Source organism: Bacillus sp. FSL M8-0077 (assembly GCF_038050255.1).
GTDB classification, from domain to species: domain Bacteria; phylum Bacillota; class Bacilli; order Bacillales; family Bacillaceae; genus Bacillus; species Bacillus altitudinis.
In genome coordinates, this window is record NZ_JBBPAF010000001.1 from 2,994,671 (window position 1) to 3,007,634 (window position 12,964).

Annotated in this window: 15 protein-coding genes; 8 read left to right on the plus strand and 7 right to left on the minus strand. The window is 39.6% G+C overall.

All coding sequences use genetic code 11. The features are described from left to right. The first annotated feature begins 53 nt into the window (after nucleotides 1-53). Nucleotides 54-1,391: a citrate:cation symporter gene (locus NST57_RS15615; RefSeq protein ID WP_142155883.1), complete on the plus strand. Its 1,338-nt coding sequence runs from the start codon at nucleotides 54-56 to the stop codon at nucleotides 1,389-1,391. 274 nt (nucleotides 1,392-1,665) lie between these two features. On the opposite strand, the gene NST57_RS15620 is transcribed toward NST57_RS15615, so the two are convergent. Beyond that, nucleotides 1,666-1,875, minus strand: coding sequence for a hypothetical protein (locus tag NST57_RS15620; RefSeq protein ID WP_019744044.1), 210 nt, complete (start codon nucleotides 1,873-1,875; stop codon nucleotides 1,666-1,668). Between the two features lie 219 nt (nucleotides 1,876-2,094). Between NST57_RS15620 and NST57_RS15625 the strand changes: the two genes are divergently transcribed. Genes NST57_RS15625 through mnhG form a run of 7 tightly spaced genes read left to right on the plus strand, consistent with a single transcriptional unit; the run spans nucleotide 2,095 to nucleotide 7,871 of the window. Beyond that, nucleotides 2,095-4,506 (plus strand): Na+/H+ antiporter subunit A, encoded by a 2,412-nt coding sequence (locus NST57_RS15625; protein ID WP_341298821.1) that lies wholly within the window; start codon nucleotides 2,095-2,097, stop codon nucleotides 4,504-4,506. Further along, nucleotides 4,503-4,934, plus strand: a complete 432-nt coding sequence (locus NST57_RS15630; RefSeq protein ID WP_073412601.1) for a Na(+)/H(+) antiporter subunit B — start codon at nucleotides 4,503-4,505, stop codon at nucleotides 4,932-4,934. The genes NST57_RS15625 and NST57_RS15630 overlap by 4 nt, the downstream gene beginning before the upstream one ends. Next, nucleotides 4,934-5,275, plus strand: a complete 342-nt coding sequence (locus NST57_RS15635; protein ID WP_003213576.1) for a Na(+)/H(+) antiporter subunit C — start codon at nucleotides 4,934-4,936, stop codon at nucleotides 5,273-5,275. Before NST57_RS15630 ends, NST57_RS15635 begins: the two co-directional genes overlap by 1 nt. Next, nucleotides 5,268-6,746, plus strand: coding sequence for a Na+/H+ antiporter subunit D (locus NST57_RS15640; protein ID WP_341298822.1), 1,479 nt, complete (start codon nucleotides 5,268-5,270; stop codon nucleotides 6,744-6,746). Before NST57_RS15635 ends, NST57_RS15640 begins: the two co-directional genes overlap by 8 nt. Before the next feature lie 6 nt (nucleotides 6,747-6,752). Then, the gene (locus tag NST57_RS15645; RefSeq protein WP_008345848.1) at nucleotides 6,753-7,232 is read left to right on the plus strand and encodes a Na+/H+ antiporter subunit E; all 480 of its coding nucleotides are present in this window, start codon (nucleotides 6,753-6,755) and stop codon (nucleotides 7,230-7,232) included. Then, a complete protein-coding gene (locus NST57_RS15650; protein ID WP_142155886.1) occupies nucleotides 7,232-7,513 on the plus strand; it encodes a Na(+)/H(+) antiporter subunit F1 in 282 nt (93 codons plus the stop codon). The genes NST57_RS15645 and NST57_RS15650 overlap by 1 nt, the downstream gene beginning before the upstream one ends. After that, nucleotides 7,497-7,871 (plus strand): monovalent cation/H(+) antiporter subunit G, encoded by a 375-nt coding sequence (gene mnhG / locus NST57_RS15655; RefSeq protein ID WP_035701201.1) that lies wholly within the window; start codon nucleotides 7,497-7,499, stop codon nucleotides 7,869-7,871. The genes NST57_RS15650 and mnhG overlap by 17 nt, the downstream gene beginning before the upstream one ends. A gap of 90 nt (nucleotides 7,872-7,961) precedes the next feature. On the opposite strand, the gene NST57_RS15660 is transcribed toward mnhG, so the two are convergent. The 6 genes from NST57_RS15660 to degQ all read right to left on the minus strand — a co-directional run bounded on the left by NST57_RS15660 (nucleotide 7,962) and on the right by degQ (nucleotide 12,769). Beyond that, on the minus strand, nucleotides 7,962-8,351 hold the full coding sequence (locus tag NST57_RS15660; protein WP_017358943.1) for a hotdog fold thioesterase: 390 nt from the start codon (nucleotides 8,349-8,351) through the stop codon (nucleotides 7,962-7,964). Nucleotides 8,352-8,374: 23 nt separating this feature from the next. After that, nucleotides 8,375-9,016 (minus strand): response regulator transcription factor, encoded by a 642-nt coding sequence (locus tag NST57_RS15665; protein WP_007500477.1) that lies wholly within the window; start codon nucleotides 9,014-9,016, stop codon nucleotides 8,375-8,377. An 80-nt stretch (nucleotides 9,017-9,096) separates the two neighbouring features. Next, nucleotides 9,097-11,388 (minus strand): ATP-binding protein, encoded by a 2,292-nt coding sequence (locus NST57_RS15670; RefSeq protein ID WP_142155887.1) that lies wholly within the window; start codon nucleotides 11,386-11,388, stop codon nucleotides 9,097-9,099. A 13-nt stretch (nucleotides 11,389-11,401) separates the two neighbouring features. Beyond that, nucleotides 11,402-11,575: a competence pheromone ComX gene (gene comX, locus NST57_RS15675; RefSeq protein WP_142155888.1), complete on the minus strand. Its 174-nt coding sequence runs from the start codon at nucleotides 11,573-11,575 to the stop codon at nucleotides 11,402-11,404. After that, nucleotides 11,553-12,476, minus strand: coding sequence for a polyprenyl synthetase family protein (locus NST57_RS15680; protein WP_142155889.1), 924 nt, complete (start codon nucleotides 12,474-12,476; stop codon nucleotides 11,553-11,555). The genes comX and NST57_RS15680 overlap by 23 nt, the downstream gene beginning before the upstream one ends. A gap of 152 nt (nucleotides 12,477-12,628) precedes the next feature. Next, entirely contained in the window at nucleotides 12,629-12,769 is a 141-nt protein-coding gene (degQ, locus tag NST57_RS15685; protein ID WP_003213123.1) for a degradation enzyme regulation protein DegQ, read from the minus strand. Between the last annotated feature and the right edge of the window lie 195 nt (nucleotides 12,770-12,964).

Sequence of the window (12,964 nt, forward strand, 5' to 3'; positions counted from 1 at the left end):
GAGTGTCACAGAATCTTCTACAATTGAGACAAATAGCATTTGGGGGTGTTTATGTGGCTAATACACAACAATTGAAATCGATTACAAACGATTCTGACAATAATAAAAGCGTTTTCCGAAAAATTCTTTCTTGGAAAATTGGTGTTATTGATCTACCTGTGTATATAGTACTTGCAGCGATTATTTTAACTGCCGCTTATTTCAATAAAATTCCAGCAAATATGCTTGGTGGTTTCGCTGTTATTATGATTTTAGGGATTTTCCTAGGAGATGTAGGACAACGTATTCCAATCTTAAAAGATATTGGTGGACCGGCGATTCTTTCTTTATTCGTACCATCGTTCCTGGTCTTTTTTCATGTTCTGAATCCAAACTCATTGGAAGCGGTTACGTCTCTGATGAAAACATCGAACTTCCTATACTTCTATATATCTGCTCTTGTCGTAGGTAGTATTCTTGGGATGCAACGAACTGTTTTAGTACAAGGCCTTATTCGTATGTTTGTTCCTCTTGTTGCAGGTACAATTACAGCTGTAGGTGCTGGAATTCTAGTGGGTCTTCTAGTTGGTTACACACCGCATCATTCGTTCTTCTTTATCATTGTACCGATTATTGCAGGTGGTGTCGGTGAAGGAATATTGCCATTATCAATTGCTTATTCACAAATTCTTGGTGTATCAGCAGAGTCATTAATTTCTCAATTGATTCCGGCTGCTGTTATTGGGAACGTCATTGCCATCATTTGTGCTGGCGCAATGAAAAAGCTTGGTGAAAAACGTCCTGAACTAAACGGGAATGGACGACTTGTTAAATCAAAAGAAGCAAATGAAATCTTTGAACAGCCTGAAATGGATACAAAAGTTGACTTCAGCTTAATGGGCGCAGGTGTGCTTGTTGCTTGTACAACCTTTATCTTTGGCGGCTTATTAGAAAGTTTTGTTCATATTCCAGGTCCAATCTTAATGATTGTTCTTGCTGCATTAATCAAATACTTAAACGTGATGCCTCAGCATTTGCAAAACGGCTCACAGCAGTTCTACAAGTTTGTATCTAAAAGCTTTACATGGCCTCTAATGGTTGGTTTAGGAATTCTATACATTCCACTTGATGATGTGGCCACTGTTATTTCTATTCCTTTCGTATGTGTATGTATTGCTGTTGTTCTAGGCATGGTTGGTTCTGGTTACTTTGTTGGTAAATTCATGAACATGTATCCAGTTGAATCTGCGATTGTGACTGGCTGTCACAGTGGATTAGGCGGTACTGGTGACGTTGCGATTCTTTCAGCATCTGGAAGAATGGGCCTTATGCCTTTCGCTCAAGTCTCTACACGTCTTGGCGGAGCAGCAACTGTTATTTGCGCAACAATCTTACTTAGAATGTTTACTTAAAAAAGAAACAAAAAGCATGTCCTTTTCATAAGGGACATGCTCAGATAATTGACAAAGGGCTAAAATGTTGTTTATTTTAGCCCTTTGTCTTCTTTTCAGCGTGATAGAAAACCTTTGTAGTCTAGGAAGGACGAGCACCGGAGCAGAGCGAATTTGACATTCGTGAGCACCGGAGCGCAGGACTGCGGGCGAATGCGAGGGTTTGTCTACACGCTGAGCATGTCCTTTTCGTAAGGGACATGCTTTTTTTATATTTCTTTTCTCCCATACATCCTCATTCATCAGCTAATACAATTCGTATATATTCCCGAGGCTGAAAAGGATACTGTTTCGCCTGAGGATAGGTCATATGGAGGAGTTGTTCGGAAAATAGCGGCCATTCACTCCCGGCCTGCCACCTTTTTTGATCATTTCGTTCAATCAAGAATGCTCCTCCTAAAATCGTGCAGAATATGCTTAAGCTGATGGCGATCTTTCGTTTCATTTGATCAGCTCCTTTAAGAAAAGCATGTACGAAATACAAAACAATATACAACGAGTTTCATTTTTGATAAAATATTTTTTGTGGTCAAAAGAACTCGAAACAAATTCAATTTGCCGTAAATCAGTTCAATCCAATGCACTATGTCTGTATTTACGATATAATTTTAATTACCAGTTCTTTAGAACGTGAATTTATATTGATCAAAGGAGGTTCATTTTCTTGCAGCTTATTCACTTCGCCATCCTATCACCTTTTTTACTTGCCTTTGTCGTCCCTTTTCTCTTTAAATACGTAAGGCGTATACATACAGGATGGTTTGTTCTCATCTTGCCTATTCTTTTATTCACCTATTTCATCCAAATGCTCCAGATCACCTCGAATGGACGTACGTTGTTCTCACAGGCTGAATGGATTCCTTCTCTAGGGATGAATTTCACTGTGTATGTAGATGGTCTCAGCCTGTTATTTGCTTTACTCATCACAGGTATTGGTGCACTTGTGGTACTGTACAGTATTTTCTACTTATCAAAGGAAAAAGAACAGCTTGGCTCTTTCTATACGTATTTATTAATGTTTATGACCGCTATGCTTGGTGTTGTTCTCTCTGACAACATGGTCGTACTTTATTTGTTCTGGGAGCTAACGAGTATCTCTTCCTTCCTCTTAATTGGGTATTGGTATAAGCGTGAGCGTTCTCGTTACGGAGCAACCAAATCACTGCTTATCACGGTGTTTGGCGGATTAGCTATGCTTGGCGGCTTCATCCTCATTTACCTGATCACTGATTCATTCAGTATTCGCGAAGCAGTCAATCAGCTTCAGCTTATTATGGCATCACCTTATTTCATCCCTGCGATGGTGCTCATTTTACTAGGGGCCTTCACGAAATCAGCGCAGTTCCCATTTTATATTTGGCTGCCTGATGCTATGGAAGCACCAACCCCTGTAAGCAGTTATCTACATTCTGCTACTATGGTCAAAGCCGGTATTTATCTGGTTGCCCGCTTTAGTCCGATTTTTGCTATATCAGAGGTGTGGTTTTGGACCATTTCGATTGTCGGACTTATCACACTATTCTGGGGATCTTTCCACGCCGTTCGGCAAAATGATTTGAAAGCCATTCTGGCCTTCTCGACAGTGAGTCAACTCGGTATGATTATGCTCATGCTAGGAGTAGGCGCAGCTGCCATTCATGAAAACAAACCTGCCTTTTTTGGCGCAGCCGTTCTTGCTGCTATTTTTCATCTCATTAACCACGCGACCTTTAAAGGTAGTCTCTTTATGGCAGCAGGGATTATCGATCACGAAACAGGTACACGTGATATTCGCAAATTAGGTGGATTAATGACCATCATGCCAATTACCTTTACAATTACGTTAATTGGTACATTCTCGATGGCTGGACTCCCGCCATTTAATGGATTTTTAAGTAAAGAGCTATTTTTCACAAGTATGATCCGGATTTCTGACATCAGCTTTACGGATGTTTCAACATGGGGGGCTGTCTTCCCTGCTATCGCTTGGCTCGCTAGTGTGTTTACGTTCATCTACAGTATGATGATCGTCTTCAAAACATTTAGAGGCCGTCTGAATGTCGATCAATTGGAGAAAAAACCGCATGAAGCACCGATTGGTATGCTGATCCCGCCAATTATTTTAGCTGCACTTGTGGTCACGTTCTTCTTTTTCCCTAATATTCTTGCCTATTCAGTCATTGAACCTGCCATTCAAGCGATCATTCCTGAAGCCATTCAAACAGGAAGCCGCTTTGCCGTAAAAATTGAAGCGTGGCATGGATTCAAGCCAGAGCTTTACATGACAATTGGTGTAGTTGCGCTCGGCACGCTCGGCTATTTGACGTTGTCAAAATGGCGTCCAATGTACAACATATTCAAGGAAAAATGGTCATTTAACGCTTTATATGACCGTTCGCTTATAGGTGTAGAAAAAGGGTCATACCGCCTGACAAACAGCTATATGACAGGATTCCTTCGTGACTATCTTGTCTATGTATTTGGGTTCATGATTATCGTGCTTGGCAGCGTGATGTTCTACAAGCAAGCCTTCTCATTTCAAACTGAGCATGCTGCATCAATCGGCACGTACGAAGCCATCCTTTCACTTGTGATGGTCGCAGCGACAGTCACGACTGTATTTGCTCGTTCACGCTTAACAGCTATTATTGCGCTAGGTGTTATGGGCTACACGCTGTCACTATTCTTCGTGATTTTCAGAGCACCTGACCTTGCGCTGACACAGCTCATTATTGAAACCATTTCTGTCGCGCTGTTTTTACTTTGCTTCTATCATTTACCAAAGCTGAGTCTGAAGCAAAAAACACGAAGATTCAAACTAACAAATTTGATGATCTCATTAGGTGTTGGAGTTGTTGTCACCTGTCTTGCTTTCGCTTCAACAAGCCAGCAGTCTCTTGACACGATTTCAACGTACTTCATTGAAAACAGCTACAAACTGGCTGGTGGAGACAATATTGTCAATGTCATTCTTGTCGATTTCAGGGGATTTGATACACTCTTTGAAATTACAGTGCTGGCCATTGCGGCACTCGGTATTTATGGATTATTAAAGGTGAAAGCACAAGGAAAACGGAAGAGAGGCGTACGGCGATGAGAAAGATTGATACGAATGATATGCTCTTACAAGTCACAACAAAAATCACAGCATTCATCATCTTGCTTTTCTCACTTCACCTATTTCTTGCAGGACATAACAATCCTGGCGGAGGATTCATTGGCGGTTTGATGAGTGCTGGTGCTGTCGTCCTTCTGCTTTTAGCCTATGATCTTAAAACAGTCAGACGCATTTTACCATTTGACTTTATTTATGTGGCTGGTGTCGGTTTGCTCGTTGCCATCCTAACAGGTATGGGATCTTTTCTGTTCGGAGCACCTTTTCTATCCCATGCATTTGGTTATTTCCAGCTGCCGTTTCTAGGGAAAACAGAACTGGCGACAGCCGTCCTGTTTGATATCGGTGTGTATTTAGTTGTTGTTGGTGTCACCATGACCATTATTCAAACGATTGGAGAGAAGGAATAATGGAATTTCTAATGTCTATTATCGTCGGAATCATTTTTATGGCAGCGACCTATTTAATGCTTTCAAAAAGCCTTCTGCGGGTCATCGTCGGTACTGCCGTTTTAAGTCACGGCGTCCATTTGCTTCTATTAACAATGGGCGGCTTAAAAAAGGGAGCACCTCCTATTTTGAAAGAGGGGCTCACATCCTATGTAGATCCATTGCCACAAGCATTAATTTTAACAGCCATTGTCATTGCTTTTGGTGTGACATCCTTTTTACTCGTGATGGCCTTCCGTGCCTTCCAAGAGCTGAGAACAGATGACATGGATCAAATGAGAGGAAATGATCAGCATGAATAATCTCGTGATCCTGCCTATATTAATACCATTACTAGCTGCTACATTATTGATTTTTATGAATAAAAACACCATGCTGTCGAGAGGCTTTAGTGTGCTTGCATCTCTTTTAGCCATTATCTGTAATGTCTATTTGGTCCAAACGATTTTCACAAACGGCATACAAACCCTTTATTTGGGCGGCTGGAAAGCACCGTTTGGCATTGCCCTTGTAGCTGATCAGTTTGCTGCACTTCTTGTGCTGACCGCTTCCATTGTTGGACTAGTTACAGTTCTTTTTTCCTTTCAAACGATTGGGAAAGAAAGAGAGCGGCTGTTCTATTATTCTGGCGTCCAGTTCTTGTTAGCTGGTGTCAGCGGTGCCTTTTTAACGGGAGATATTTTCAACCTGTTTGTCTTCTTTGAATTGTTGCTGATGGCATCATATATGCTCATTGTTCTGGGTGGTTCAAAGCCCCAGCTTCGTGAATCACTGAAATACATTGTGTTTAACATTATCTCATCGGCTTTATTTATTGTTGGCGTAGCGTGTTTATATGCAGTCACAGGCACACTGAACATGGCTGATTTAAGTGTAAAAATAGCCGAATCTGGGCAAACAGGGTTAATCACCGTGATTGCCATTCTGTTCCTGATCGTATTTGGCTTAAAAGCTGGGGTCTTCCCGCTTTATTTCTGGCTGCCAGGGTCTTATCATGCACCGCCGGCAGCGATTTCAGCTTTGTTTGGCGCACTGCTGACAAAGGTCGGGCTATATGCGATTGCCAGGGTCTTTACGCTCATCTTTATACATGATACAGGTTTTACACATACAATTATGGCCTGGCTAGCCGCTCTAACGGTTATATTCGGTGTCATTGGCTCTATCGCCTATTCTGATGTGCAAAAAATTGTGATTTATAACATTGTCACAGCTGTTGGTGTCATTTTGTTTGGGATTGCGGCCAATACACCGGCATCACTCCAAGGCGCCATTTATTACCTCATTCACGATATGGTGATCAAAGGAGCTCTATTTATGCTTGCAGGGGCACTGTTTGTGTATGCTGGAACCAATCATCTGAAAAAAATGGGTGGGCTGATTCAATCCCAGCCTCTACTCGGCTGGATGTTCTTCATATCGGCTTTATCACTTGCGGGTATTCCTCCGCTAAGTGGATTTGTTGGCAAGCTGAAAATTGTTGAAGGTGGGTTTTCTGCTGGGTACATGACGTTCTCTATCCTTGTTTTACTGTCCAGTCTTCTTGTCCTTTATTCTGTTATGAGGATTTTCATGCTCGCGTTTTGGGGAGAGGAACAGGATATGCGAAGAAGAAAGCCATCCATTAGAGGAATGGTGTATCCTGGGGTACTGCTTGTTGTCTTATCGCTTGCGATTGGATTAGGCACAGAATTCATTGCACCTTATATCAATCAAGCTGCGGAAATGCTTTCAACACCAGAAAAATATATTCAAGCTGTGCTGAAGGAGTAGATGAACATGGCCTTTCAAATATTATTAAACGCTCTCCTCGCCTTTACATGGATGTTTATGAATGATACATACAGAGCTGCAGACTTTGTATCAGGCTTTGCATTAGGGATGATCGCCATTTTTATGCTGCGGCGATTCTTCCCGCAACGTTTTTACGGCTATGCCCTTTATGCGATTTTCAAACTCGTCATCATTTTTATCAGAGAACTACTTCTTGCTAATTTGAGTGTACTCAAGACGGTGTTATCTCCAAAGCTTAAAATCAAGCCTGGTATTTTCGCCTTTCGTACAGATTTAAAAACAGATTGGGAAATCACCATACTGGCCAATATGATTACTTTAACACCTGGTACACTGGTCATCGATATTTCGGATGATCGTTCGATTTTATACATTCATGCGATGGATATTGAAGATGCTGAAAAAGCCATCCACGATATTCGGGTATCATTTGAAAAAGCGATTCAGGAGGTGAGCGGTAAGTAATGGAACTGATCTTGCAAATGTCACTTGGGATTCTTGCGCTGTCTACTTTGCTTTTTGTGATACGGGTCATCAAAGGACCCTCTATTCCTGATCGTGTCAGTGCGCTTGATGCGATAGGAATCAATTTAATTGGGATGACAGCCATCGTGTCTATCTTACTGAAAACTACTATGTTCTTTGAAATTATTTTACTGCTCGGTATTCTTGCCTTTATCGGCACTGTCGCTTTTTCCAAATTCCTTGAGAAAGGGGAAGTGATTGAAAATGATCGTCATCGCTAAAGCTATCGTGATTTTCTTTATTCTGCTTGGCGCCATCCTTTGTCTGGTCTCAGCCATTGGGGTTCTTCGCCTGCCGGATGTTTACACACGTATGCATGCTGCATCAAAAGCATCGACACTTGGCGTTGTCCTTATTTTAGTTGGTGTGTTCTTTCATGAATGGTTTCTTGCAGGGATCATCTCTGCGAAAATCCTGCTTGGGATTGTCTTTATCTTTCTGACCGCACCAGTCGGCGCACATTTGATCGGAAGAGCCGCTTACAACACTGGTGTGAAAATGGACAAACGAAGTGTCCAAGATGATTATGGCGGTTTCCGTAACTTTGTCATTAAGCGAAAAGAAGACTCTTATTTATAAAGGAAGAACCTGATATACAGGTCCTGTTCACTTTACATGCATGTTCATAAAAGAGTATTAAAAAAAGCTTCCGCTGCACCGGGAGCTTTTTTATATGCGATCAATGACAGCAAGTGTACATCTTGACGTACAGATATGACGGTCTCGATCATCTTTTATATCGATTTGGAATACCATTGTACGCCGTCCCACATGTACAGGAACAGCTGTAGCTGTCACCACTCCATCACGTACAGATTTTAAATGATTGGCATTGATTTCAATACCTGAACAAACCTGCTTCGTTAAATCCAAATGAGCAGCAGCACCCATGCTTGCCACTGTTTCTGCTAGAGCAGCTGATGCTCCTCCGTGCAGTAATCCAAATGGCTGTTTTGTTCGGTGATCGACTGGCATTGTCGCCACGCATCGTGACGTATTGCATTCCACAATCTCAATCCCCAGTGCCTCAAGCAGTGTATTGGAACCACTCACATCCATCAAGGCCCTCTCCCTTCACACGTTTACAGCACACTTTCCGATTTTGCAATTAACACCGCTTCTGTTCGAGATCCAACATTCAGCTTATTGAAGATGGAGGTCAAACTGTATTCAATCGAGCGTTTGCTCAAATGAAGCACATCGGCGATCTCTTGGTTTGTGTACCCTTTTTCCACTTCTCTTAAGATTAAACATTCACGCTCTGTTAACAGCTCATGATCCGTCTGCTGCGCCTGTTCTGGCTTCTCTTGCTGCTGTGAAATTAATTTCTTTAAATAGGATAGCTGAATGACAACTTCTCCTTGCAATGTGCGGTGTATGTATTCAATAATTTTGTCTTTTGTCTCTGTTTTACTTATTGCACCATGCAATCCAGCTCGAATGGCCTCTTCAAAATAATCATCTACTTCATATCCTGTATAAATGATAATTTTGACTTGTTGATTCGTTTCTAGAATTTGTTTGGCAATGTCCATTCCATTGATATCCCCGAGATTTAAATCCATCAAGATCACATCATAGATGGAAAAGTCATGCGTCTTTAAAAAGGCGCCTTCTGCATCAGGACTTAAACAATCGACTGATAGCTGCTGATCTGATTCTAATATGCTTTTTGTCCCTTCCATGACAGCCGGATGATCATCAATGACCAATATCTTCTTCATGTCTTCCTCCCTTTAAATCACTCACTTCCATTTTATATAAAAGACTTGGCAGATGCCAAGTCTTATTCCTTAAGAAATCGTTACAATTCCATTTCAATTTTCACCTTGAGCCCTTTTTCAGGTGCTGTGTGAATTTGAAGCTTTCCATTTAGAGCTTTGACTCGCTCCCTTATGCCAGAAAGACCCATGCTCATCGTGTGCTGATCAAGCTGGCTTGCATCAAATCCGACTCCATCGTCCTCATAATGGAGAACAACTTGATCTTTAATACAAATGAGCATCACTAAGACTTGGCTAGCCTTAGAATGCTTCAACGCATTGGATAACAGCTCCTGCACAATCCGGTAAATATTCAGCTGTGAGTCAATATCAATGTCCAGTTCTTTATCAAAGCGGGTTGTATTCAGCCTAATATGAAATGGCGCTTCCTCTTGAATTTGCGAAGTCAGCTTCGAAATTGCCTTCACTAACCCCAAATCATAGAGGAGCTGCGGCCGAAGTTCATGACATGTTTCTCTTGTGGTTTGAATCACCTTAGACATTTGTTCATTCCATGAGATCAATGAATTTTCAATAGATGTTGGGCATTGGTTGTTTTGGAAATTCGTTAGAAACATCTCTGATTGCCTTTTTAACGATATCAAGTCCTGCAGCACGGAATCATGAAGATCTCTCGCTAAATCTGAACGCTGCTTTTCTTCCATCGCAAACATGATTTTCTTCAGCCAGGCAGGATTGGCCTCACGCTGTTTCAAATCGTCAAGATGCTCCATCAACTCTTCGATTTTGACGACATTTTCTAAACTGACACTTGTATAAAAGGCCAATGTTTTCAGCCAAGAAATCTCATCGCGCGACAATTTCGGTGTCCGTAAATTAGATAAACAGCAAATCACAAACGAGTGACCGCCCCGCTCACCAATTTTCATCATGAATCCTTTATCAAGCGCAATGATTTTTCCAACTTCACCTAATAATTCATGAAATTGGTCTACATACTTTTTCCATAGCTTACTGTCCTCTGTCGATTCATCAATCTCTTCAACCTGTCCATCTGCCTTCACTTCAAGCACAAAGGCTTTGTTCACAACAAGTACTTCTAAAATGGTGTATTTTAAATGATAGAACACTTGGTGAAGTGATGACGCCTCACGAATGAGCTGCGTGAATTTAAACACGCTATCTTGGTAATTATGCTTCTCTGAAAAACGCTTCAGACGAAAACGGAAGTCGATGATTTCTTTAAAATAGAAGACAGTGAGCATAAGAATATACGTGATAATCGTAAATTTCATTGTATAAAAGTTAGCACTTGGCTTCTGAATGAAATCAAATATAACGACTACCACTATAGTAGGTGTGATGGCTAAAAGACTATAATATTTGATTCTCCCCAAAAAGAAATCAACATTATATAATTTATTTGTCATAAATTGATAGACTAAGAAAAACGGAATCAATAAAGCGAACGATGCTAGGATATAAGGTGAAATAAAATATTTATGAAATAAATAAGGAATAATAAAAAATAGCATAAATGGACTGAATGATGAGATCAAAATAAGTGCAAAGGCACTAAGGACATTTCCGATTTCAGTCCCTTTCAACTTTTTAGCAGCCCTTAATGTGATAATAATCGTAATAAATGCAAGTGCAAAGAATGAAAGTAAGTTAAAAGCAGCTAAAACCATATTTTTAAACAGAATTTCTAATACAATATTTATAAAAGGGACGGCATACAAACAAAGAAGTACACGCCAACTAATAATTACCGTTCCTAATTCCTTTAAATATTGATACATAAAGTGCATATATAACGACGGTACACTAGTCATCGTAAAAATTACGACAAAGCTGCTAATATATTCCCCTTTACCAGAGCCACCAGAGCTTACATAGGCTACAGCAACAGCTAGCAAAAAGAGAGATAGAATATATGCAGACTCTTTTTTCCTAGATTTATTGATTTTTAAAATCATAAATATACAGAATAGACAGATCGAATAAAAAATGATAGGTATTATATAAATAAACAGATTTTCTTGACTCAATAAGCTTACATTCTCTATTTCAATTTCATCACCATGTCTATCAACAACTAAACTCTTGACATTCGCTAAATAACCTCGTCTTACTTCTTCGGTTGGTTCTTTGTTACCGTTCACTTCAAGGATGATATCGCCTTTCCTAACACCAGCATAATAGCTGTCTGTAAAATCAACAACATCCTCTATTTCAAGTTGGCCGTCACTATTCACCGAAACGACTGCTCCTACAAAAATATTAAACACATTGATGTAGGAAATATAAATCACATAAATAAAGCTAAGGATCAATAATATAACAGTTAATTTCGAGTAAAATTTTTGCATAGACCCTTTATACTCACCCAGCATCTTTCCATTTTTTTGATCTAATGGTGTCTTCTTTTTTAAAACCTTCAACAATAATGCTTGCAGTCACTTGATCAACGTGAAGTAACGATGCATTTCCATTTGCAACTTGCTTTAATGCCGAGGGATTCCCCACTAGATAACTAACTAGTTTCTGAATGTTCATCTTCTCCATCTCCAATTAAAAAAAGTATTAGCTTTTCCTTTTTAGAAGCCTCTAAATGTAGTATTTCGAATGCTTCTTTAAACTTATTTCTGAGAAGGTTTCTCATAATAAATACATATTGTTGAACGCCAGATTCTTTTAATTTATCCTTTAATTCTTCAGAGCCAATACTCTTATCCTCTGATTGATAATAACTGAGCAAGTCAGAACTGGATGGATTAAATTCATTTTTTAAATATACTAGCGGTAATGTTTGCATTCTTTTAAAATCAATATTCTTTTTATTAAAAAGAGCCACATAGTCATTTTCAAGCTGCTCTGCCATGCCTAGATAATAAGCATATTCTTCTACATTTTTTTCAAATGAACCTGTTGCCAAGATAACCCCTATCATACAGGGTAACACAAACAGTGATCCTGCCTTTAACTTCATGATATTTAAACAATCCTTCTCATTCTCCGGCTCCAGTGTCATATCCAAATGCTGTCCTTGCATTGACTGAATGGAATAGGAGTATACACTGTTTAAAAGCTCCGGTGCATGATCAAGCTTTGAAAAGACTTCAAAGCTCAATACAAAAAGAACATTTGCTGCATTCATCGCAATTCCGCTCTGACACTTCATCCAAGGATACGAATCTTTGTCCTGATCTTCAATATCATCTAATATATCGGCAGATAAGATGAGAAGTTCAATCCCTGCTGCCAGTTTTGTAATCGCTTGCTTGTCTTGTCCGCCAAATGCCTCATAATGTTGGTAAGCCAATTGCCCAAAAGGAAATTCATTCTTTATATCTGTAAATTCGAGAAGCATTTTTTGTAAATCGTTTTGCCTGACTGCATGTTGAATAAAACCAGACATTTTCTGCTTGATTTTTGTATTCTCTAGATAGTTTAGCATACTCGATCTTGATCCTCACCCTCTCGCCTCTTATTTTACTAAAAAGAAAGAAGCAAATGTCCACTGACATCACTATTTAACAATTATATAATAATATATCCTTTTTTTGTATGTATTTGGATAAAAAAAAAGACTTGATGGTTATCAAGTCTTTAAGAAATTTTCACATATTCATATTTGTCGTATTGATCAATGCTTTTGTTAATGTTATGAAGAGAAGCCGTTGTTTCTCTAATTTCATTTTCAAGTTTCCATAATAGTTGTTTAAGTTCTTCGATTTCATACTTTTCCATCGATTCCACTCTCCTTTTTTGGAAGATCAATGTATTTGTGTATGTTGATTGGGTCATAAGTATTTGATCTGTTACTAACAGTGTAAATGCTATTGAGTATTTTTTCACCGAAAAGTATGCACAAAATGTGTGCGTGATGCCGCAAAATTCAATAGGTCTTTTTTCATCATTTTCAGACTTTTCAAATGATACTTT